Consider the following 22,290-nt stretch of genomic DNA (forward strand, 5'->3'; position numbering starts at 1 on the left):
CCCTGAAATCATAAGCACAAGCATGACCCAGGCCGACTTTCTCAAAGCCCCCTTTCCCGCGCCCGTCGAGATACCCGAGGCCCAGCGCACGGGGCCGAAGCGGTTCTTCAACCGCGAACTCAGCTGGCTGGGCTTCAACTGGCGCGTCCTGGAAGAGGCCGACAATCCGCGCGTGCCGCTGCTGGAGCGGGTGCGCTTCGTGTCGATCTCGGCCACCAACCTGGACGAGTTCTACACCGTCCGCGTGGCGGGCCTGCGCGAACTGGCGAGGAAGGGCAATACCACACCCGCCGATGATGGCCTGACGTCGGCCGAACAGCTGGTGCTGATCGACCGCGATGCGCGGCGGCTGCTGCAGGCGCAGCAGGCAAGCTGGAACCGGCTGAAGAAATTGATGGAAGAGGCGGAGATCCACCTGCTGACCCGCTCGCGCCTGACCAAGGCCGACCGGGTGCATCTGGGCGAGCATTTCCTGCAACAGGTGTTTCCCGTGCTCTCGCCTCTGGCGATCGACCCGGCGCATCCCTTCCCCTTCATCCCGAATACCGGCTTCTGCCTGGCCTTGCAGCTGGAACGCGAGAAGGACGGCCAACCCTTGCAGGCGCTGCTGCCGATCCCGCACCAGATCAACCGCTTCATCCGCCTGCCCGCCCGCGAGGGGCAGGCGCGGTTCCTGCCGCTTGAGGAATCGTTGCTGATGCATCTGCACCTGCTGTTCCCGGGCTATCGGGCGGTGGGCAGTTGCACCTTCCGGGTGCTGCGCGACAGCGATCTGGAGGTGGAAGAAGAGGCCGAGGATCTGGTGCGCGAATTCGAGGTCGCGCTGAAGCGCCGCCGCCGGGGCGAGGTGGTGCGCATGAAGATGTCCTCGGGCGCGCCCGAGGAATTGCGTTCCGTCATCATCCGCGAATTGCACATCACCGAGGAGGACGCGATCGAGGTGCGCGGCCTGATCGGGCTGGCGGACCTGTCGGAACTGGTGATCGACGACCGCCCGGACCTGCTGTGGAAAAGCTTCACCCCCCGCGTGCCGGAACGGGTGCAGGACCATGAGGGCGACATGTTCGCCGCGATCCGGCACAAGGACATGCTGCTGCACCACCCCTACGAGACCTTCGACATGGTGGTGCGGTTCGTGCAGCAGGCCGCGCGCGATCCCGATGTGGTCGCGATCAAGCAGACGCTCTACCGCACCTCCAAGAACTCGCCCATCGTCGAGGCGCTGTGCGAGGCGGCCGAGGATGGCAAGTCGGTCACCGCGCTGGTGGAACTCAAGGCCCGCTTCGACGAGGCCGCCAATATCCGCCAGTCGCGGCGGCTCGAACGCTCGGGCGCGCATGTGGTCTATGGTTTCATCAACTACAAGACCCATGCCAAGATCAGCACCGTGGTCCGCCGCGAGGGCGAGAACCTGGTGACCTATACCCATTTCGGCACCGGCAACTACCACCCGATCACCGCGCGCATCTATACCGACCTGTCGCTGTTCACCTGCGACGCGGCGCTGGGACGGGATGCGACCAAGGTGTTCAACTATATCGGCGGCTATGCCGAGCCCGACGGGCTGGAGAACCTGTCGATCTCGCCCCTGTCGCTGAAATCCACGCTGTTGCAGCGCATCGCCGAAGAGGCTGGGCATGCCCGCGCCGGGCGGCCCGCGCGGATCTGGGCCAAGATGAACTCGCTGATCGAGCCCGACGTGATCGACGCGCTCTATGCCGCGTCCAATGCGGGGGTGAAGATCGACCTTGTCGTGCGCGGGATCTGCGGCATCCGGCCCGGCATCAAGGGGCTGTCCGAGAATATCCGCGTCAAGTCGATCATCGGCCGCTTCCTGGAACATTCCCGCATCGTCTGCTTCGGCAACGGCTATGGCCTGCCCTCGCCCAGGGCGCGGGTCTATATCTCGTCGGCCGACTGGATGGGCCGCAACCTGAACCGCCGGGTGGAAACGCTGGTCGAATGCACCAACCCCACGGTCAAGGCGCAGATCGTGGACCAGGTCATGTCCGCGAATCTGGCCGACGAGGCGCAAAGCTGGGTCATGCAGCCCGATGGCAGCTTCGTGCGGGCCAAGGCGGGACCGGACGCGTTCAACTGCCACAGGTTCTTCATGGAAAACCCGTCGCTGTCGGGCCGCGGCACCGCGGGGGCGGCCGATGTGCCCCGGCTGGCGAACGTCGCCGATTGACGACGGCGGACGGGCTTGGCAGAGTCCCGGCACGCCAGGGGCGAAAGGCAGCAGATGGACGGCAGCGGCGACGACCGCCCAGAAGCATGGGAACCCTTTGGCCGCCCCCTGTTCGGCGGCCCCGAGGCGCGGGCGCTTTCTCGCGTGGGGGTCGTGGATATCGGGTCGAACTCGGTGCGGATGGTCGTGTTCGACGGCGCGGCCCGCAGCCCGGCCTATTTCTTCAACGAAAAGGTGATGTGCGGGCTGGGCGCGGGTCTGGGCCAGACCGGGCGGCTGTCGCCCGAGGGGCGTCGGCGCGCGCTGGCGGCGCTGAAGCGGTTCGCCCTTCTGGGTGAGGCGATGGGGGCGGCCCCCCTGACGGTGGTTGCCACGGCCGCGATGCGCGATGCCGAGGACGGCCCCGATTTCCGCCGCCAGATCGAGCGCGAGACCGGGCTGAGGCCCTGGGTGATCGACGGCGCCGAGGAGGCGCGGCTGTCGGCGCAGGGCGTGCTGCTGGGCTGGCCCGGCGCCGAGGGGATCGTCTGCGACATGGGCGGCTCGTCGGTCGAACTGGCCGAACTGGACGGCGGCCGGGTCGGCAAGCGGCGCACCTCGCCGCTGGGTCCGCTGAAACTGCAGGACGTCAAGGGCGGCAAGAAGGGGCTGACCCAGTTCATCGCCCAGGAGGTCGAGACGCTGGCCCGCGGCATGGATTGTTCGCGGGGCCGGTTGTTCCTGGTGGGCGGGTCGTGGCGCGCGATCGCCCGGCTCGACATGGAGCGGCGCGGCTATCCGCTGACGGTGCTGCACGAATACCGGATGACGCGGAAATCGCTGGCCGCCACGATCGACTGGATCGAGATCACCGGGGTCGACGCGCTGCGCGCCCGCACCGGCATCTCGATCGAGCGGCTCTCGCTGGTGCCGATCGCGGTGCAGGTGCTGAAACGGCTGGTCGCCCGTCTGAAGCCGCGCGAGATCGCCGTGTCGGGCTATGGCATCCGCGAGGGACTCTTGTACGAACAGATGCCGGCCGAGCTGCGCGCCCGCGATCCGCTGGTCGAGGCCTGCCGTTTCGTCGAGGCGAGTTCCGCCCGCTTCCCCGGCTTCGGCAAGCGGCTCTACAATTTCGTGTTGCCGCTGTTCGGCGCGGCGGGACCCGAGAAGCGGCGGCTGATCAAGGCGGCCTGCCACCTGCATGACACCGCCTGGCGCGCGCATCCCGACTATCGCCACGAGGTCTGTTTCGACACCGCGACCCAGGCCAATCTGGGCGGGCTGGAGCATTGGGAGCGGGTGTTCCTCGGCGTGTCGCTGCTGCACCGCTACAAGAACAGCCGCGCAGGCAGCCGGTTCGAACCGCTGTTCGGCCTGCTGGACCCGATCCAGATGCAACAGGCCGAAGTCCTGGGCAAGGCGCTGCGCTTTGGCGCGATGTTTTCGTCGGACACGCCCGACACGCTGGCCGAACTGCGCCATTTCCCCAAGAAGAAGCGGCTGGAACTGGTGCTGGACGCCCGCGCCGAGCCGCTGTTCGGCGAAGTGGCCGAGGCGCGGTTCGCCTCGCTGGCCAAGGCGCTGGGGGTCGAGACGGGCGTGCGGATCCGTCGGGCCTAGGGCCTAGATCTCGATATCGTCGGGTGGGGGCAAGGGCGGCGCGTCGGGCTTGCGGCGGATCAGGATGTCGCCATTGGGCAGCCGCTCGGGCATCTGGTAGGCGTCGAAATCGTCCACGATCTCGACCAGTCGACGCAGCGCGGGCTGCATCGTCTCGGCCAGATCGCGAAGCGCGGGTTCCAGCTCGTCCCCGAGCCCCTTGAACAACAGCCTCATGCCCTGACCAAGCAGGTCCATCCCCTCGCGCATCTTCGCGTCCGGCAAGGGTTCGGCCTCCTGCGCGGCGGCAGGACCGAACGCGAGCAGCATTCCAAGGCACAGGGCGGCGATCCGGCTCATGGGCTGAGTATAGGCGCGGGCAAGGGCGGGTCAAAGCTCGATGTCGAGGCTGACCGGGAAATGGTCAGAGGCCGCCAGCAGAGCCTCACGCAGTTCGGGCACGCGGTAGAGGTCCGGGTCGTCGAACGGGTGCCAGATCCGCCAGGCCGGGCGGCGCGCGCGCAGGTCGGACGAGATCATCACATAGTCCAGCAGCGCCGAGAGAAAGTGCCGCTCGGAATGGATGTAGAACCGTGCTGTGGCGGGCTGGGCGGCGGATCGGCCCTGTTGCGCCTGTCGCGCATGGGGATCGTAAAGCCGCATCTCGCGCGGCACGTCCAGCCCCATCACGATCTCGACCCCGGACCGGCCGAACAGCTTTTCGTATTCGTCGAGCCCCGGACCATCGTTGAAATCGCCCAGCACGATCAGCGACTCCCCCGCCGCCAGATGCGCCTCGATCCGCTGGCGCAGCCAGATACACTGCGCCTGCTGCTTGCGCCGGTTCTGGATCGAGATGCGCATCACCTCATCGGGGGTCGAGGCGCCATAGGGGGCCTTGGATTTCACATGCACCCCGATCATCCGAAAGGTAAAACCCGCCGCACTTCGCACCGCCAGTTCCAGCGGCGGCTTGGAAAAGCGGATCAGCTCGGCCGCGGCATCCACGTCCAGATCCCAGCGGAACACGCCGTCAAAGCGCGGCGCCTCGGCCGAACCCTTCTTGCCGGTCGGATCGCCCCGCGGGTCATGGCGCGCGCCGATCCGGTCGGGATCGTAGAGCAGCGCGATTTCCTGCTGGCTGTCGGAGGTGAAGCCGATCAGCACGCGCCGCGCGCGCAAGCCCATCACCTGCGCGAAATTCTCAAGCGCCGTGACGGTCGAGCGGCGGCCGGTATCGTCGGGCGCCTCGACCACCAGAACCGCATCGGCGTCCAGCGCGGTAAAGACGATGCCCAGCGCCTCGATCTGCTGATGACGGGTGACGCCCGTGCGGGCGGAGGGCTGGTCATCGTCCAGAAGATTACCGAGATCGTCGAACAGGGCATTGAACCATTCGACGTTATAGGTGGCGATCCTCACGCCGCGCGGTCCTGAAGGATCTGTTCCCAGGCGGCGTTGACCGCGATCAGCCGCCGCTCGGCAAGGTGGATCGCCTCTTCGGGCACGCCGCGGGCATGCATCCGGTCGGGATGGGTCTCGCGCACCTCCTTGCGCCAGACCTTGCGGATGGCTTCAAGATCGTCGCCGGGATCGACGCCCAGCACGGTATAGGGATCGGGCGCGGCATCCGGCACGAAGCGGGCGCGCAGCGTGCGGAACTGCCCCTCGCTGAGGCCGAAGGCGGCGGCGACGCGGGCAAGGAACGCATCCTCGGCAGGATGATACTCGCCATCGGCCAGCGCGATGAAGAACAGCCCCTCCATCAGGTCGCAAAGCGGTTCCTTGCGGCCGCGGAACATGCGGCGGATGCGGCGGGCATATTCCTCGAACCCGGCCACGTCCTGACGGGCCAGGTCAAAGACGCGCGCGGCATTGGCCTCCTCGGACGGCGGGATGGTAAAGACCTCGCGGAAGGCCGCGACCTCGCGGCGCGTCACCTGCCCGTCGGCCTTGGCCATCTTGGCGCCCAGCGCGATCACCGCGATGGTGAAGGCCACCGTCCGTTCGGGCGGGGTGCGCAGGCGGTCGAAGACCGTGGCAAGGCTTTCCCCCTTGGCAAGCGCAGAGACGGCGGCAGAGATGCGGGACCACAGCGACATGGCCGCGAGATTACCCCGTGGCGGGGCCAGTGTCAGGTGCGACCGAAAGCATCTTCTGCATCAGCACAAGATCGAGAAAGCGCCCGGCCTTGACCCCCACCTGGGGCAGGCGGCCGACCTCGGCATAGCCCAGCGCGGCGTGAAAGGCGATGCCGCCGGGGTTGTCGGCGCTGACAGCCGCGATCATCGCATGCACCCCCGCATCGGCGGCATGGGTTTCCAGCGCGCCCATCAGCGCCCGGCCAAGCCCCCTGCCCTGCCCGCCCGGCGCCAGGAGGATCGTGTGCTCCATCGTGCGGGCATAGCCGTCGCCGGGGCGGAACGGGCCATAGGTGGCCAGCCCGAGGATCGCGCCCCCCTCGTCGGCGACGAAAAAGCCCTGGCCCGCAGCGGTGCGGGTCTCGATCATCTCGGCAACGCCTTCGGGCGTCTTCCGGGCGGAATGAAAGATGATCGTCGTGTCGCGGATGATCGGGTTCCAGATCGCGACAAGCGCGGCGGCATCCCGGGCCGTGGCCGGGCGGATCGTCATTCCAGCGCGCGCCGCCCGGACGGCGTGTCGATCAGCGCGCGCAGCGCGGGCGCGGGCGCCTGGTGCAGCGCGATCCGCGGGTCGTCGATCAGGCCGCGCAGCGCAAGGCGCAGGTCGTCGGCGCGCGGATGGTGCAGTTCCAGCGCGGCCAGACGGCAACCCGTTTCGGGCAGAAGCCCGGCGGGATGCGCCGCCCCCTGCCAGTCGATCAGCGCGGGGAACAGCCCGTCAAAGGGCAGCCGCCCATCCTCGGGCACGGCCATGCGCCAGCGCAGGTCGCCGCGGGCAAGCTCGATCGGCCTGCCGCTGCCCGAGGGCGCGCGGGCAAGCGCCGCATCCAGATCGTCGCAGCGCGCGATCCAGTTGGTCAGCCGCGGCGGCCCGGCGAAACGGTCCAGGTCGAACCAGCGCGGGCGACCGGGCGCGGGCGCCGCGGGGTCGATGGCGATGACTTCGAGATAGAGGCCGGGGCCGAGCCGCAACAGCCGGTTATGGGTGCCCATCGCGGCATGCCGCCCCCCGGGCGAAAGCCGCACCTCCAGGCGTTCCTCGACGGCGGCCATGCCCGCCTCAAGCGTCTCGGCCGAGATGGCGAGGTGATCGAGGCTGAGCATGTCGCGGGCACTCCTGTCGGCCGGGTCCGGTGCATGTGATCCCCGCCGGGGCGGGGATGCAATGGCAAGCCTGCATCTGACGCAGCGTCGCCGCCGCCGGGGCCGTCCTGTCAGGCCCGCGCCTCGCGGATCAGGCGCAGGATGTCATTGGCCGCGGTCGGAATGTTGGTGCCCGGCCCGAAGATCGCCTTGACGCCCGCGGCCTTGAGGAAGTCGTAATCCTGCTGCGGGATCACGCCGCCGCAGATCACGATGATGTCGTCCGCCCCCTGCGCCTTGAGCGCCTCGATCAGCTTCGGCGCCAGTGTCTTGTGCCCGGCGGCCAGCGACGAGACACCGATCACATGCACGTCGTTGTCGATGGCATCCTGCGCAGCCTCTTCGGGCGTCTGGAACAGCGTGCCGACATCGACATCGAAGCCGATATCGGCAAAGGCCGTGGCGATCACCTTGGCGCCACGGTCATGGCCGTCCTGGCCCATCTTGACCACCAGCATCCGCGGCCGCCGCCCCTCGGCCTCGGCGAAATCCTCGACCGCCTTCTGGATCGCGGCGAACCCCTCGTCGCCCTCATAGGCCGCGCCATAGACGCCCGAGAGCGTCTTGACCTCGGCGCGGTGCCGCCCGAACGCCTTTTCCATCGCCATGCTGATCTCTCCCACCGTGGCGCGCGCCCGCGCGGCCTCGACCGCAAGGCGCAACAGGTTGCCCTGACCGCTGAACGCGGCCTGTTCCAGCGCGGACAGCGCCGCATCGCAGGCCGCCTGATCGCGGCTGGCGCGGATCTGCTCCAGCCGGGCGATCTGGCTGTCGCGCACCTTGACGTTGTCGATGTCGAGGATGTCGATCGGATCCTCCTTGGCCAGGCGGAACTTGTTGACCCCCACGATCACCTCGTCGCCGCGGTCGACCGCGGCCTGCCAGCGCGCGGCGGCCTCCTCGATGCGCAGCTTGGGCATGCCGGTCGCGACCGCCTTGGTCATGCCGCCCATCTCGTCCACTTCCTCGATCAGCTTCCACGCCGCCTCGGCCAGGTCGGCGGTCAGCTTCTCGACATAGTAGGAGCCTGCCAGCGGATCGACGACCTTGGTCACCTTGGTCTCGTTCTGCAGGATCAGCTGGGTATTGCGCGCGATCCGGGCCGAGAATTCGGTGGGCAGCGCGATCGCCTCGTCGAAGCTGTTGGTGTGCAGGGATTGCGTGCCGCCCAGCACCGCGCTCATCGCCTCATAGGCGGTGCGCACGATGTTGTTATAGGGGTCCTGCTCCTGCAACGACACGCCCGAGGTCTGGCAATGGGTGCGCAGCATCAGCGAACCGGGGTTCTTCGGCTCGAACTCCGACATGATGCGGTGCCAAAGGAAGCGCGCCGCCCTCAGCTTGGCGATTTCCATGAAGAAATTCGTGCCGATGGCGAAGAAGAAGGACAGCCGCCCGGCAAAGGCATCGACATCCAGCCCCCGCGCCAGCGCCGTCTTCACATATTCCTTGCCGTCGGCCAGCGTGAAGGCCAGTTCCTGCACGAGGTTCGCGCCGGCCTCCTGCATGTGGTAGCCCGAGATCGAGATCGAGTTGAACCGCGGCATGTCGGTCGAGGTGTATTCGATGATGTCGGCCACGATCCGCATCGAGGGTTCGGGCGGATAGATATAGGTGTTGCGCACCATGAACTCTTTCAGGATGTCGTTCTGGATCGTGCCCGACAGAAGCGCGCGGTCCACCCCCTGTTCCTCTCCCGCGACGATGAAGCTGGCCAGCACCGGGATCACGGCGCCGTTCATCGTCATGGACACGCTGACCTGATCCAGCGGGATGCCGTCGAACAGGATCTTCATGTCCTCGACGCTGTCGATGGCCACGCCCGCCTTGCCGACATCGCCCACCACGCGGGGATGGTCGCTGTCATAGCCGCGATGCGTCGCCAGGTCGAAGGCGACCGAAACGCCCTGTTGGCCCGCCGCCAGCGCCTTGCGGTAGAAGGCGTTGCTCTCCTCGGCGGTGGAAAAGCCCGCATATTGCCGGATCGTCCAGGGCCGACCGGCATACATCGTGGCGCGCGGACCGCGGGTATAGGGCGCCGCGCCGGGGACCGAGCCCATATGCGGCAGGCCCGCGATATCCGCTTCGGTATAGAGCGGCTTGACCGGGATGCCCTCGGGCGTCTCCCAGGTCAGATCCTCGGGGCTGCGGCCGCGCAGTTCCTTGGCGGCCATCTCGGCCCAGCTTCTGGTCTTGTCCGTCATCGGATCGTCCCTTTTCGTCTCGTTCCCCCGCCCGCGGGCGGGTTCAAGCTTCGCTTTCCGTTCCCGCGCGCCTATATCTGGACGCGACAGGAGGGTTCATGAAAAAACGTCTCGTATCTCTTGCACTTGCCGCCCTCGTCCCATTTGCCCTGACCGCAGGTGCGATGGAGGAGGCGACGCCGTTCGAACGCTGGCAGGCGGACCACATGACGATCCTGGACGCGCGCGAGGTCAGCCCGGACGAGTTCCGCTGGATCGCCCGTCCCGTGGTCGTGTTCGCCGACAGCGAGGCCGATCCGCGCTTTGCCCAGCAGATGGACCTGCTGACCGCGCGGATGGAGGAACTGGCCATCCGCGACGTGGTGGTGATCACCGACACCGACCCCGCCGCCCGCAGCGCCTTTCGCCAGACCCTGCGCCCGCGCGGCTTTGCGCTGGTGCTGGTGGCCAAGGACGGCAACGTGATCCTGCGCAAGCCCACGCCCTGGGACGTGCGCGAACTGACCCGGTCGATCGACAAGCTGCCGCTGCGCCAGCAGGAGATTCGCGACCGCCGCGGCGCCGCATCGGACTGAGCCCGGCCACGGGCCGCCCCGGCACGCCCGAACGGCGCTGGGTATGGGGCGGCCCTGGGGATCATTCGAACTCCATGATCACATCGTCGACGGCAAGGCTGGCGCCGGGGCCGGCCTTGATGCTGGCGACGATGCCCTTGCGTTCGGCGCGCAGGATGTTCTGCATCTTCATCGCCTCGACCACGCACAGCGCCTGGCCTTCCTGCACCTCCTGGCCTTCCTCGACATCGACCGAGACGATCAGGCCCGGCATCGGGCAAAGCAGGAATTTCGAGGTGTCGGGCGGCAGTTTCTCGGGCATCAGCGCGGCAAGTTCCGCCTGGCGGGGGGTGAAGACCGCCACCTTCATGTCGGCGCCGCGATGGCGGATGCGGTAGCCGTTGGGCGATTTGCCGACCTTGAGCACCAGCGGCGCGCCGTCGATATGCAGCACCGCCAGCGGGTTGCCCGGCGTCCAGTCGGAGGTGACGCGGTGGGCGTCGCCCTCGGCAAAGCGCACGGTCGAGCCCTGGCGGTCGGCGTCGATGGTCAGCGCGAAGCGTTCGCCCTGGGCGACCACCACCCAGTCGCTGCCGACCTTGCGTTCGTGATTGTCCATCGTGCCCGAGATGCGCGCGCGCCGGATCTCGGCCACCCGGAACATCGCGGCGGCCGCGGCGGCCACCCGGCGCAGTTCCTCGCGCGGCAGGCTGACGCCCGCGAAACCGTCGGGATATTCCTCGGCGATGAAGGCGGTGGTGATGTTGCCCGAACAGAACCGCGGATGGTCCATGACCGCCGACAGGAAGGGCAGGTTGTGGCCGATGCCCTCGACCTCGAAGGCATCCAGCGCGGTGCGCATCTCGTCGATGGCCTGGTCGCGGGTGGGCGCCCAGGTGCAGAGCTTGGCGATCATCGGGTCGTAATACATGCTGATCTCGCCGCCCTCGTAGACGCCGGTATCGTTGCGCACCACGGCCGCCTCATGCGCCGATTCCGCCGGCGGCCGATAGCGCGTCAGCCGCCCGATCGAGGGCAGGAAGTTGCGATAGGGATCCTCGGCGTAAAGCCGGCTTTCCATGGCCCAGCCGTTCAGCTTGACGTCCGCCTGGCCGAAGGACAGCTTTTCGCCCGCCGCCACGCGGATCATCTGTTCGACAAGGTCGATGCCGGTGATCAGTTCGGTGACGGGATGCTCCACCTGAAGCCGGGTGTTCATTTCCAGGAAGTAGAAATTGCGGTTGCCATCGACGATGAATTCCACCGTCCCGGCCGAGGTATAGCCCACGGCGCGCGCCAGCGCGCAGGCCTGTTCGCCCATCGCCTTGCGCGTCGCCGCGTCAAGGAAGGGGCTGGGGGCTTCCTCGATGACCTTCTGGTTGCGCCGCTGGATCGAGCATTCCCGCTCGCCCAGATAGAGCGTGTTGCCATGCTTGTCGGCCAGAACCTGGATCTCGATATGGCGGGGCTGGGTGACGAATTTCTCGATGAAGATGCGGTCGTCGCCGAAACTGTTCGCCGCCTCGGCCCGGGACGCCTGGAAACCCTCGCGGGTTTCCTCGTCGGTCCAGGCGATGCGCATGCCCTTGCCGCCGCCGCCCGCGCTGGCCTTGATCATCACCGGATAGCCGATTTCGCGGCTGATCTTCACCGCCTCGTCGGCATCCCCGATCAGGCCCATATAGCCCGGCACGGTCGAGACCCCGGCTTCGGCCGCCAGCTTCTTGGAAGTGATCTTGTCGCCCATCGCCTCGATCGCGCTGGCGGGCGGGCCGATGAAGGCGACGCCCGCGGCCTCCAGCGCCTCGGCGAACAGCCTGTTCTCGGACAGGAAGCCGTAACCGGGGTGGACGGCCTGCGCGCCGCTGGCCTTGATCGCCTCCATGATCCTGTCGATCACGATATAGGACTGGTTCGCGGGCGGCGGCCCGATATGGATCGCCTCGTCGGCCATCCGCACATGCAGCGCATGGCGGTCGGCGTCGGAATAGACGGCCACCGTCTTGATGCCCATCTTGCGGGCGGTCTTGATGACCCGGCAGGCGATCTCCCCCCGGTTGGCGATCAGGATCTTCTCGAACATTTCCGTCCTTTCCAGCATTCCACCGGGCCGCACCCGCCCCGGCGCACAAACGAGAAAGGGCCACCGGAGCCCGCAGCCCCGGCGACCCTGAATATCTTTCGCCCGTCAGGCCCGAAGGCCCGCCCGGTCAGATCATCTGCAGAAGCCCACGTCGTCGCAAAGCGCACCGGCCGTGGCGCCCACGGCCGCCCCGGCAATGACATTGGTGTCGAGCACGTCGGCCACGACGGCACCGCCGACCGCACCGGCAAGCGCCCGCTCGGTATCGTTGGCCATGCAGCCCGCCAGAGAGCCAACGGCCGCGACCGCGACCAGAATCTTGAGAATACGCATCCTACTCTGCCTCCGTTCGGATTTTTGTTGCGCCGGAAGTCTACTGCGAACGGAACACGGACGGAACGGAAATCGTTCCGCCTGCGAGCCAGGAAACCGTTGATGGCGGCAGAAAGAACGGGGGTAGGCCTGACCCTAATGGGGTCAGGCCTGGGGGTTGGGGAAGGGTAACGGTAGTACAAGACGCGGGGGTGAAGGGGTGCCACTCCACCGCGCCCATGGTCAGGATTCCCCACTTGCATCCAAAAGGAAAGCCCACAACGCACAGGCGAGTCAATTCTGGCCGATTCCCGCCGACAGGCCGGGCCCCTGAGCAAATTCATGCCTAATCCTCGCCGCCGAAGATGTCGGGAAAGGCCGTTCGGGCGCGCGCCACGTCGATTCTGAGCAGGGCGTCGTAGCTTTCTGGATCGAACGGGTCCTCGGCTGGCACGACCTCGCGGCCCAGGAACCAGGACAACCGCCCTGCATCGAGATTGCCGCGCTCGAAGGGTTCGTCGCCGAAATGCTCCCACAGCGCGGCCATGAACGCTGCGTCGGCGCGCCGGTCGGAATTGCGGCGATCGGCATAGCGCTCACGGGCGACAAGCCGCGTCGCGCCGTCCTTGTTCGCCCTGCGAATCGTGAACTGGAAATCGGTGCCCGGAAGGCGGCCGGGAAAGCCCCTGTGCTTCAGCATCGCGTCTCCTCCCGGGCGGCGGGCGACGCGGGGGGTGTCGGGGCGGGCCAGGCCCGCCCCGCGCCCGTATCAGTACTTGGTGTACTTCGGCTCGCCGACGACGGGCTCGGGCTCGACGTAGACGACTTCTTCCTGTTGGGCGCAGGCCGCGACGAAGGCCACGAGGGACAGCGCCATGAGGGCCTTGATGCTCTTGGACATCCAGAACTCCATTTTCTTGCAGGGGCCGACAGCACGTCGGCCACGATCACGTTGAAGGTCACAATTTCAGGACCCGTTCGAATCATAGACCAATCACAACGCTTTGCACATGGGATGCGCTGCGAAACTGCCACCTGTGACTCAAAAGGCGCAGCTTCCCCCCAAACTGAGACTCGGTGCGCAAGATCTTGCTTCATCGTCAGAAACCCTCCCACAGGCAGCGCCCATCCTCGGGGCGGAACGCCTCGAAGAACTGGGTGGCCTCGGGGTCCGGCTGGCCAAAGGGAACGGGGCGATCCATCAGGGTGATGACGATCTGGCTGACCTCGGGGCCGATATTGGACAGTCGCGGCAGGGCGTAGTTGTCGCACAGATACTCGATGTCGCCCGCAGCCAGTTCATAGGGCATCGTACCGCCCGCCCGCGCGATCTGCGGCGCGAGAAAACGGAAGCGCACCGTCAATCCCTCGGGTCCCGGTTCGCCGGTGATCGCGTCGAACAGGGTGACCGACTGACCCGAGGGCACGTCGATCAGTTCCTGCGCGACCAGGGGACCGGCAGCGAGGACCAGCACCAGCGCATGCGCCCGGCGAAAACGCCTGCATGCCGCCAGTCCCGCGCCGGGAACAGGCGTGGCGGGACGCGGGGGGCGTCGGATCGTCTGGGACTCGGGCATCGGACCACCTCCGTCACGGGCCGACGCGCGATGCGCCGACCCGACCTGGGTCTACAGCGGGATGTTGTCGTGCTTCTTCCAGGGCATCGGGCGTTTCTTGTTGCGCAGCGCCGCGAAGGCCCGGCAGACGCGGCGGCGGGTGGAGCGGGGCTGGATCACCTCGTCGATGAACCCGCGCTCGGCCGCCACGAAGGGATTGGCAAAGCGGTCCTCGTAACCGGCCGTGCGCTTGGCGATCTTGTCGGCATCGCCCAGTTCGGACCGATAGAGGATCTCGGTCGCGCCCTTGGCGCCCATCACCGCGATTTCCGAGGTCGGCCAGGCATAGTTGATGTCGCCGCGCAGATGCTTGGAACTCATCACCACATAGGCCCCGCCATAGGCCTTGCGGGTGATGACGGTCACTTTCGGCACCGTCGCCTCACCATAGGCGAACAGCAGTTTCGCGCCGTGCTTGATGACGCCGTCATATTCCTGCTTGGTGCCGGGCAGGAAGCCGGGCACGTCGACAAGGGTCAGGATCGGGATCTCGAAACAGTCGCAGAAGCGCACGAAGCGTGCCGCCTTGCGCGCCGAGTCGATGTCCAGCACGCCCGCCAGAACCATCGGCTGGTTCGCCACCACGCCCACCGTGCGGCCCTCCAGACGGATGAAGCCGGTGATGATGTTCTTGGCGAAATCTTCCTGGATCTCGTAGAAATCGCCCTCATCCGCGACCTTCAGGATCAGTTCCTTCATGTCGTAGGGCACGTTCGGGTTGTCGGGGATCAGCGTGTCGAGGCTGGGATCCACCCGCTCGGGATCGTCGAAGAAGGGGCGCACGGGCGGGACCGAGCGGTTGTTGAGCGGCAGGAAATCGACCAGCCGACGCACCTCGTAAAGTGCCTCGACATCGTTCTCGAAGGCGCCATCGGCAACCGAGCTTTTCCGGGTGTGGGTGGATGCACCGCCCAGTTCCTCGGCGGTGACCACCTCGTTGGTGACGGTCTTCACCACGTCGGGGCCGGTGACGAACATGTAGGACGAATCCCGCACCATGAAGATGAAATCGGTCATTGCGGGGGAATAGACCGCGCCGCCCGCGCAGGGGCCCATGATGACGCTGATCTGGGGCACCACGCCCGAGGCCTCGATGTTACGCTGGAACACCTCGCCATAGCCCGCAAGGCTGTCCACGCCCTCCTGGATGCGCGCCCCGCCCGAGTCGTTGATGCCGATCACGGGCGCACCGTTCTGCATCGCCATATCCATGATCTTGCAGATCTTCTGGGCATGCGTCGCCGAGACCGAGCCGCCCAGAACGGTGAAGTCCTGGGAAAAGACATAGACCTGTCGGCCATTGATCGTGCCCCAACCGGTGATGACGCCATCGCCATAGGGACGGTTCTCCTCCATCCCGAAATCGGTGCAGCGATGGGCCACGAACATGTCGAATTCCTCGAACGAGCCCTCGTCCAGCAGCAGGTCGATCCGCTCGCGCGCGGTCAGCTTGCCCTTGGCGTGCTGGCTGTCCACCCGCTTTTCTCCGCCCCCCTTGCGGGCGATGTCGCGGCGGCGTTCAAGCTCGTTCAGGATGTCTTTCATCGGCGCTGGCCCCTTGCGGAAATTTCCGGCAACCTAGCCTCGGCGAGAGGGACATAAAAGAACCTTTCGGAATATTTGCAAATCCTTGGCAGATCGGCGCTCGCTAATCGCAAATTCGCAAATCGCCCCGCCGCGAAGACGTGACGCCCCCCCCTTGCAAGGGTTTTGACCGGATGGACAAATTATACCGCGCAGCGTAATCGGATCGCATGCCCCCACGACCAGAAATCCGGCTCCTTGACCGGACAAGCCCACCCCATATCCTGACGCTTGTCCTGCTCGCGGGCATCTCGGCGCTGTCGATGAACATCTTCCTGCCGTCGCTGCCCAACATGACCGCGCATTTCGGGACGGATTACCGGTTGATGCAACTGTCCGTGGCGCTGTATCTCGGCATGAACGCGGTGCTGCAACTGGCGATCGGACCGATTTCCGACCGCTACGGACGGCGTCCGGTGCTGCTGATCTCGATCGCGCTTTTCCTGGTCGCGACGCTGGGCTGCATCCTGGCCCCCAATGCGGGCCTGTTCCTGGCCTTCCGCATGGCGCAGGCGGTGATCGTGACCGGCATGGTGCTGTCGCGCGCCGTGGTGCGCGACATGGTGGACGACGCGCAGGCCGCCTCGATGATCGGCTATGTCACGATGGGCATGGCGCTGGTGCCGATGATCGGGCCGGCCATCGGCGGGGTGCTGGACCAGGCCTTCGGCTGGCAGGCAAGTTTCGCGATGCTGCTGGTCGCGGGACTTGCGGTGCTGGCGCTGACCTGGGCCGACCTGGGCGAGACCGCGCGCCCGCGCGAGGTCAGCCTGCTGGGGCAGTTCCGCGAATATCCCGAACTGTTCCGCTCGCGCCGGTTCTGGGGCTATGCGCTGGCCGCAGGCTTCGCCTCGGGGGCGTTCTTCGCCTATCTGGGCGGCGCGCCCTTCGTCGGATCCGAGGTGTTCAGCCTGAACCCGGCGGCGCTGGGCCTGTATTTCGGCATCATCGCGCTGGGCTATATGGGCGGAAACTACCTGGCCGGGCGCCTCTCGGTGCGGGTGGGGATCAACGGCATGATCCTTTATGGCACGCTGGTCGCGGGGGCGGCTCCGGTGATCTCGATGGCGCTGATCGGGCTGGGGCTGGCGCATCCGCTGGCATTTTTCGGGGTGATGGCGCTGGTCGGGCTGGGCAACGGCATGACGCTGCCGAACGCGACCGCGGGGATGCTGTCTGTGAGGCCGCATCTGGCGGGGACGGCCAGCGGGCTGGGCGGCGCGATCATGATCGGGGGCGGTGCGGGGCTGTCGGCGCTGGCGGGTGCGCTGCTGGTGCCGGGGCGCGGGGCCTGGCCCTTGCTGGCGATCATGCTGGCGACCTCGGCCATGGCGGTTGTCGCGGTGCTGTATGTCCGCCGGATCGACCGCCTGGAGGGGCCGCCCGCCTCCACCCCGCCGTCCGCCGCCCGCCCGCCGCATCCCTGACACATGCTTGCGCGCGAGCTTTGCAAAGGCTATGGGCGCTACTGCGAACCCGCAAACAAAACGGATGGCCAGAATGGCAAGTCGCAAACTCTATGCTGGCGTGAAACTGCGCGAGACGCGCACGCGGCTGGGGCTGACGCAAAAGGATTTCGCGGCGCGGCTGGGCATCTCGCTGCCCTATCTGAACCAGATGGAGAACAACAACCGCCCGGTCTCGTCCACGGTCCTGCTGGCGCTGGCTTCGGAATTCGGCTTCGACGTGACCGAGCTTTCGACGGGCGATGCCGAGCGTCTGGTTTCGGACATGCGCGAGGCGTTGGCCGATCCGGTTTTCGGCGATCTGGCCCCGCCGCTTGCCGACCTGCGGCTGGCCGCGTCGAACGCACCAGCGCTGGCGCGGGCGTTTCTGGAACTGCATCGCGCCTATCGCCAGAGCCATGAGCGGCTGGCCTCGCTGGACGAGGCGCTGGGCCGCGAGGATGCCGCACTGCAACCCTCGCCTTGGGAAGAGGTGCGCGATTTCTTTCACTATTGCGACAATTACATAGATGCGGTCGACCGCGCAGCAGAGCGGTTCGCGCGCAATGGCACCAACCCCGACGACCAGGAGCGTCATGCCGCAGAGACCCTGGAATCCGCGGGCATCACCTTGAGCAAGAATGATATTCCAGGTCTTCGCCACTACGACGCCACACGGCGCATCCTGACGCTTTCGAGCCGCCTGAGCGGGCCGACACGGCGATTCCAGTTGCTTCACCAGATTGCACTTCTCACACAATCCCAGCTTCTGGAGGCGACGCTGGACCTGGCTCGGTTCCAGAGCCCCGAGGCGCGCGATATCGCCCGGATCGGGATGGCGAACTATTTCGCGGGCGCCGCGTTGCTGCCCTATGGCAGCTTTCTGGAGGCCGCGCAGGAGGCCCGGCACGATCTGGAACTGCTGGCCGACCGCTTCGGCGCCTCGATCGAACAGGTGGCGCACAGGCTGTCCACCCTGCAACGACCCGGTGCCAAGGGGCTGCCCTTCTTCTTTGTCCGTGTCGATCAGGCGGGCACGATCACCAAGCGCCATTCCGCGACGCGGCTGCAATTCGCGCGCTTCGGCGGGGCCTGCCCCCTGTGGAACGTCTATCGCGCCTTCGAGACGCCGGGCCGGTTCCTGCGGCAACTGGCCGAGACCCCGGACGGCGTGCGCTATCTGAGCCTTGCGCGCGACGTGACCAAGCCGGGCGGCGCCTGGGGCGCGCCGGTGCGCCGTTTCGCCATCGGGCTGGGCTGCGAGATCCGGCATGCCGACCGGCTGGTCTATGCCGACGATCTGGACCTGACCAACGCCGCCGGCTTCGAGCCGATCGGGATCTCCTGCCGCATCTGCGAGCGCCGCAATTGCCACCAGCGCGCGGTGCCCCCGCTGGAACGCCGCCTCAGCGTCGATCCCGACCGGCGCGGCCTGCTGCCCTATGAGGTCGCGGAATAGGTTTTGACGTCTGCCCGGTTCGACCCGTAAATGAAGATGGGAAGAACAGGGAGGAATTCATGGAACTCACGGGCAGCCGCGTCATCGCGGCCGACCGGGCGGCGGTGTGGGAGCGCCTGACCGATCCGGACACGCTGAAGGCCTGCATCCCCGGATGCCAGGAACTGGAAGGCAGCATCGAGGACGGGTTCGAAGCGGTGGTCACCCAGAAGGTCGGCCCGGTCAAGGCGACCTTTCGCGGCGCGGTCACGGTCTCGGACCTGGTCGAGCGGCAAAGCTATACCATCCTCGGCGAGGGCAAGGGCGGCGTTGCGGGCTTTGCCAAGGGCCGCGCGGATGTGCGGCTGGAGGATGCCGAGGGCGGCGGGACGGAACTGATCTATGACGTCCATGCCGAGGTCGGCGGCAAGCTTGCTCAGCTTGGCTCGCGGCTGATCCACGGCACGGCGCGTCGGCTGGCCGACCAGTTCTTCGACACCTTCACCGCCGAGGTGGAAGGCCCCGCCGCGGAAACGCAGGGCGAGGCCGCCACGGGTTGAATCTGCGGCTCAGGCCGCCGCGGTGCGCAGGATGCGGGCGATCTCGTCCTTCAGATTCATCCGCGTCTTGCGCATCTCGGTCAGGTGAAAATCGTCGGTCGGCTCGATATCCGTTTCGGCCCGGTGCACGGCGCCGTTGATCTGGTGATACTCGTCGAAGAGCCGGGCGAAATGGGCGTCATTTTGCTTGAGCGTGTGGATCAGCTCCGCCTTGTCGGGGAATTCCTCGGCAAGCTCGTGCGGCGTGTTGGTCATTTCCGGCTCCATCTGTCCCTTGGGTCGCACAGACCCTAGGAAGCCGCTGCGCAGGCTGTCCTTGACCCCGATCAAACCCGGGCCGGTTCAGACGCCCAGCGCCTCGCCATGTTTCAGAAGGATGGGCACCACCAGATCCTCCTCATCGACCAGGTGGCGGTCCAGAAACCGGCCGAACCCGGCCAGCGTCGTCCCGAGCGCCCCGGCCCGGTCGCGTTGGTCGGCAGGCGTGGCCCGGATCAGCCCGTTGACCGCGCCCGCCAGCGCCGCAAGCTGCCCGTCCAGCGCGTGATGGTCGCCGTCCAGGATGTCGAAGCCCCGCACCAGCCGCGGTTCTGCGGCCAGAAGGCGGGGGAAATAGTGCAGATCCTCGATCTGGTGATGCCCGTGCAACTCGCCCAGCAGCAATTGCGCATAGCGGGCCGTGTTGCGCACCGCCTGTCCGGGCTCGGCGCTGCGCTCGACGATGGACCGGCTTTCGTCCCCGATCCGGTCGATCAGGGTGCGGAACATCAGGTGGCGTTCCAGCCAGAACCGGGTCAGCCCGTCAAAGCGGACATGGCTGTCCCACAGATCGCGCGGGTGCTCGTCCAGCAGCACGCGCAGCGCATCGGGCAGGCCCGTGCGGATATCGAGGGTCAGTTCGTCGGCCATGCCGGGAAGCTAGGCGAAAGGCGTTGCTCGGCAAGGCGGGGTCACAGTTTGGTGGCCTCGGGTGGCGGGGTGGTGACGCGGCGTTTCAGCATCGCCTCGCGCCAGGAGATGAAGACCACCGCCCCCACGATCATCGCGCCGCCAAGGATCACCCAGCCATCCGCCGCCTCGCCGAAGACCAGCCAGCCCAGCAGCGTGGCCCAGACCAGTTGCAGGAAGGTGACCGGCTGGGTCACCGCCAGCGGCGCGGCGCGGAAGGCCATGGTCATCGAGTAATGCCCGGCGGTCGCGAAGAAAGCGACGAGGAACAGCCAGAACAGTTGCGACAGCGTCGGCGTCACCCAGACCGCCAGCGCGAAGGGCGCCAGCGCCAGCGTGACCGTGATCGACAGCATCGCCACCACCACCGCCGCCGAGTCGCGCTCGCTCAGCCGCTTGGCCATCAGATAGGAGGCGCCGAAGAACAGCGCGGTGAAGAGCATCGCCAGATGGCCGTCCGAAAGCTCGCGAAAGCCCGGGCGCAGGATCACCAGCACCCCCGCAAAGGCCACCGCGACGGCAAGGATCCGGCGCAGCGCCAGCCGTTCGCCGAAGACCAGCGCGGCGCCGATCGTGACATAGACCGGGTTGAGATAGTTCATCGCCGTGACCTCGGCGATCGGGATGCGGGTCATCGCGTAGAACCAGCAGATCACGCCCAGCGCATGCGCGATCCCCCGCCACGAGTAAAGCGCCAGCCCGCGCCGGTCGATCCCGGCGCGCAGCAGCGGCCCCAGCATCGGCGCAAGGAAGACCAGCCCCAGCACATAGCGCAGGAATGCCGCCTGGGGCGCGGGCACGGCATCGCCGACATGCTTGACCAGGGCCGTGACCGCCACGAAATTCGCGCCGGTCAACAGCATCCAGAGAATCCCAGCGAGGGGCCGCTGCCCCCCGGATGCGTCCGCGCCCCGAGCCATGGCGCGACTTCACCCGATGCCCGGTCGCGATGCAAGGCCACCGCGGCTCCGGGACAGGGTTAACGCAGCGCAGGCTGCGTCAACCCCTCATTAACCGATTGTTTGCCATGATGCCGCCGACGGTCGGGCGGCATCGACGACGGAGACCCCAATGAAAGCGATCTCTCATCCCCCGGCGGGACCATGGGAAGACGACGATCTGCTGCACGGAACCCCACGTTTCGTGATGGTGCGCGCAGCCCCCGCCGTGCGGCAGGCGCTGGCGCTGTTCTCGTTCCTTCTGGCGGCCGTCCCGGCGATCGGATTTCTGGCCGACATCCCGTTGCTGCACCAGCCCTTCCCGGGCGAGGCGGGCATTCCCCCGCCGACGCTGCTGGCCCTTGCCGCCCTGGCGCTGGCGATCCTGATCCAGCGGCCCTTTGCACGCGGCGGACCGGTCGAGCGGACGCTTGTTCTGCTGGCCGGCTTGATCGGGCTGGGGCAACTGATCTGGCTGAGTCGCGGCTTGCCGCTGGATCCCGAAGTCACCGGCATCAGCGAGGCCGTGGGCATCCTGGCGCTGGCCAGCGCGCTGGCGCTGCGCCGCCGCCGCCCGGCCTGGCCGGCCATTGTCCTGGCCGGGGCCGCCGGGATGATCTGCCTGACGGCCCTTCTGGGCCATGCCATGGGAATCGGCCAGTTGCGCGGGGCGCTGTCGCCCTTCACCATGGTGATCCTTGCGCCTCTGGTGCTGGCCGCCCAGATCGCCCAGGCCCGACGCCCCGAACTGCGCACGCTGTTCCGGGACGACAGGCTGACCCGCGTGCTGCGCCTGGAAATGGCGCTGGCCGCGGTCGTGCCCGCGGCGCTGGCCATCCTGATCTTCCGGTTGGACCCGAACGGCCCCAGCGCGACGGGCGCGATCTATGCCCAGTTGATGATTCTGTTCTGCTGCTCCGGCGTCCTGGTTGCGGGCCGGATGCGTGACCGGCTGGACCGCGAACGCCGGGCGCTGTCGCGCGAATTGCAGCGCGCCTCGCTGATCGACTCGCTGACGGGCCTGGCCAACCGGCGTGGAACCCTGGTGATGGCCGGCCATGCGATCCATGCCGCGCGCCGCGGCGGGCGGCCGGTCTCGATGGTGATCTGCGACCTCGACCATTTCAAGGCGATCAACGACCGGCTGGGCCACGGGGTCGGCGACCGGGTGCTGGAAGCCGCGGCCCGGCTGATGGCGGCGCGGCTGAGGATGTCGGATGTCGCGGGGCGCTGGGGCGGCGAGGAATTCCTGCTTGTGCTGCCCGACACGCCGCTGGCGGGCGCCGAGGCGCTGGCCGAGATCCTGCGCCATACCCTCGCGGAAGAACTTCGGATCATGCCGTCGGGCGAGATCGGCAGCGGGCCGGGCGGAAAGGCACTGACCGCATCCTTCGGCTGCGCCGCGGTAGAGACTGCCCGGACAGACGGGTTCGACCGCGCGCTCGACGCCGCCGACCAGGCGCTTTACGCGGCCAAGCAGGGCGGGCGGAACCGGGTTGCCAGCGCCACGGATCTGGCCATCGCCGGCTTCGGCTGAACGGCGCGGGGC

General features: G+C 67.3%; 22 protein-coding genes. 7 read left to right on the top strand and 15 right to left on the bottom strand.

Annotated features, from left to right (window positions below; all coding sequences use genetic code 11):
• Positions 1-22: 22 nt before the first annotated feature.
• Together EV216_RS00275 and EV216_RS00280 are read left to right on the top strand one after the other, a co-directional pair.
• Complete coding sequence (locus tag EV216_RS00275; RefSeq protein ID WP_132693061.1) at positions 23-2,191, top strand: RNA degradosome polyphosphate kinase; 2,169 nt, start codon at positions 23-25, stop codon at positions 2,189-2,191.
• 54 nt (positions 2,192-2,245) lie between these two features.
• Positions 2,246-3,793, top strand: a complete 1,548-nt coding sequence (locus tag EV216_RS00280; RefSeq protein ID WP_132693212.1) for a Ppx/GppA family phosphatase — start codon at positions 2,246-2,248, stop codon at positions 3,791-3,793.
• A gap of 3 nt (positions 3,794-3,796) precedes the next feature.
• Here EV216_RS00280 and EV216_RS00285 read toward each other — a convergent pair whose 3' ends face one another.
• From EV216_RS00285 to scpA, 6 genes are all read right to left on the bottom strand, one after another.
• Complete coding sequence (locus EV216_RS00285; RefSeq protein WP_132693062.1) at positions 3,797-4,132, bottom strand: AAA+ family ATPase; 336 nt, start codon at positions 4,130-4,132, stop codon at positions 3,797-3,799.
• Positions 4,133-4,162: 30 nt separating this feature from the next.
• On the bottom strand, positions 4,163-5,194 hold the full coding sequence (locus EV216_RS00290; protein WP_132693063.1) for an endonuclease/exonuclease/phosphatase family protein: 1,032 nt from the start codon (positions 5,192-5,194) through the stop codon (positions 4,163-4,165).
• Complete coding sequence (locus EV216_RS00295) at positions 5,191-5,874, bottom strand: TerB family tellurite resistance protein (RefSeq protein ID WP_132693064.1); 684 nt, start codon at positions 5,872-5,874, stop codon at positions 5,191-5,193. Before EV216_RS00295 ends, EV216_RS00290 begins: the two co-directional genes overlap by 4 nt.
• A 10-nt stretch (positions 5,875-5,884) precedes the next feature.
• On the bottom strand, positions 5,885-6,406 hold the full coding sequence (locus tag EV216_RS00300; protein WP_132693065.1) for a GNAT family N-acetyltransferase: 522 nt from the start codon (positions 6,404-6,406) through the stop codon (positions 5,885-5,887).
• On the bottom strand, positions 6,403-7,020 hold the full coding sequence (locus EV216_RS00305; protein WP_132693066.1) for a VOC family protein: 618 nt from the start codon (positions 7,018-7,020) through the stop codon (positions 6,403-6,405). Before EV216_RS00305 ends, EV216_RS00300 begins: the two co-directional genes overlap by 4 nt.
• A gap of 110 nt (positions 7,021-7,130) precedes the next feature.
• Positions 7,131-9,263, bottom strand: coding sequence for a methylmalonyl-CoA mutase (gene scpA / locus EV216_RS00310; protein WP_132693067.1), 2,133 nt, complete (start codon positions 9,261-9,263; stop codon positions 7,131-7,133).
• Positions 9,264-9,361: 98 nt separating this feature from the next.
• On the opposite strand from scpA, the gene EV216_RS00315 reads away from it, so the two are divergent.
• Positions 9,362-9,838 carry a DUF4174 domain-containing protein gene (locus EV216_RS00315; protein WP_132693068.1) on the top strand — a complete coding sequence of 159 codons (477 nt, stop codon included), beginning with the start codon at positions 9,362-9,364 and terminating at the stop codon, positions 9,836-9,838.
• Positions 9,839-9,899: 61 nt separating this feature from the next.
• Here EV216_RS00315 and EV216_RS00320 read toward each other — a convergent pair whose 3' ends face one another.
• From EV216_RS00320 to EV216_RS00340, 6 genes are all read right to left on the bottom strand, one after another.
• Positions 9,900-11,900, bottom strand: a complete 2,001-nt coding sequence (locus EV216_RS00320) for an acetyl-CoA carboxylase biotin carboxylase subunit (RefSeq protein WP_132693069.1) — start codon at positions 11,898-11,900, stop codon at positions 9,900-9,902.
• Positions 11,901-12,032: 132 nt separating this feature from the next.
• Positions 12,033-12,233 carry a hypothetical protein gene (locus tag EV216_RS00325; RefSeq protein ID WP_132693070.1) on the bottom strand — a complete coding sequence of 67 codons (201 nt, stop codon included), beginning with the start codon at positions 12,231-12,233 and terminating at the stop codon, positions 12,033-12,035.
• Positions 12,234-12,558: 325 nt separating this feature from the next.
• Positions 12,559-12,912 (bottom strand): hypothetical protein, encoded by a 354-nt coding sequence (locus tag EV216_RS00330; RefSeq protein WP_132693071.1) that lies wholly within the window; start codon positions 12,910-12,912, stop codon positions 12,559-12,561.
• 69 nt (positions 12,913-12,981) lie between these two features.
• Positions 12,982-13,113, bottom strand: coding sequence for a hypothetical protein (locus tag EV216_RS18745; protein WP_279388172.1), 132 nt, complete (start codon positions 13,111-13,113; stop codon positions 12,982-12,984).
• A 199-nt stretch (positions 13,114-13,312) separates the two neighbouring features.
• Entirely contained in the window at positions 13,313-13,789 is a 477-nt protein-coding gene (locus tag EV216_RS00335) for a DUF6497 family protein (protein ID WP_243641916.1), read from the bottom strand.
• A 51-nt stretch (positions 13,790-13,840) separates the two neighbouring features.
• Complete coding sequence (locus EV216_RS00340; protein ID WP_132693072.1) at positions 13,841-15,373, bottom strand: acyl-CoA carboxylase subunit beta; 1,533 nt, start codon at positions 15,371-15,373, stop codon at positions 13,841-13,843.
• Positions 15,374-15,582: 209 nt separating this feature from the next.
• Here EV216_RS00340 and EV216_RS00345 point away from each other — a divergent pair, with 209 nt between their 5' ends.
• The 3 genes from EV216_RS00345 to EV216_RS00355 all read left to right on the top strand — a co-directional run bounded on the left by EV216_RS00345 (position 15,583) and on the right by EV216_RS00355 (position 18,855).
• The gene (locus EV216_RS00345; RefSeq protein WP_132693073.1) at positions 15,583-16,839 is read left to right on the top strand and encodes a multidrug effflux MFS transporter; all 1,257 of its coding nucleotides are present in this window, start codon (positions 15,583-15,585) and stop codon (positions 16,837-16,839) included.
• 73 nt (positions 16,840-16,912) lie between these two features.
• Positions 16,913-18,316 carry a helix-turn-helix domain-containing protein gene (locus tag EV216_RS00350; RefSeq protein ID WP_132693074.1) on the top strand — a complete coding sequence of 468 codons (1,404 nt, stop codon included), beginning with the start codon at positions 16,913-16,915 and terminating at the stop codon, positions 18,314-18,316.
• Between the two features lie 59 nt (positions 18,317-18,375).
• Entirely contained in the window at positions 18,376-18,855 is a 480-nt protein-coding gene (locus EV216_RS00355) for an SRPBCC family protein (RefSeq protein WP_132693075.1), read from the top strand.
• Positions 18,856-18,864: 9 nt separating this feature from the next.
• Here the strand turns inward: EV216_RS00355 and EV216_RS00360 are convergent, their stop codons facing one another.
• From EV216_RS00360 to EV216_RS00370, 3 genes are all read right to left on the bottom strand, one after another.
• Entirely contained in the window at positions 18,865-19,110 is a 246-nt protein-coding gene (locus EV216_RS00360; RefSeq protein WP_132693076.1) for an HP1242/YdcH family protein, read from the bottom strand.
• Positions 19,111-19,197: 87 nt separating this feature from the next.
• Positions 19,198-19,764 carry a hemerythrin domain-containing protein gene (locus EV216_RS00365; RefSeq protein ID WP_132693077.1) on the bottom strand — a complete coding sequence of 189 codons (567 nt, stop codon included), beginning with the start codon at positions 19,762-19,764 and terminating at the stop codon, positions 19,198-19,200.
• Between the two features lie 41 nt (positions 19,765-19,805).
• Positions 19,806-20,723, bottom strand: coding sequence for a DMT family transporter (locus tag EV216_RS00370; RefSeq protein ID WP_132693078.1), 918 nt, complete (start codon positions 20,721-20,723; stop codon positions 19,806-19,808).
• Positions 20,724-20,874: 151 nt separating this feature from the next.
• Here EV216_RS00370 and EV216_RS00375 point away from each other — a divergent pair, with 151 nt between their 5' ends.
• Positions 20,875-22,278: a GGDEF domain-containing protein gene (locus EV216_RS00375; RefSeq protein WP_132693079.1), complete on the top strand. Its 1,404-nt coding sequence runs from the start codon at positions 20,875-20,877 to the stop codon at positions 22,276-22,278.
• Positions 22,279-22,290 lie beyond the last annotated feature (12 nt).

The sequence above is a fragment of the Rhodovulum steppense genome, assembly GCF_004339675.1.
In the GTDB taxonomy this organism is placed as follows: domain Bacteria; phylum Pseudomonadota; class Alphaproteobacteria; order Rhodobacterales; family Rhodobacteraceae; genus Rhodovulum; species Rhodovulum steppense.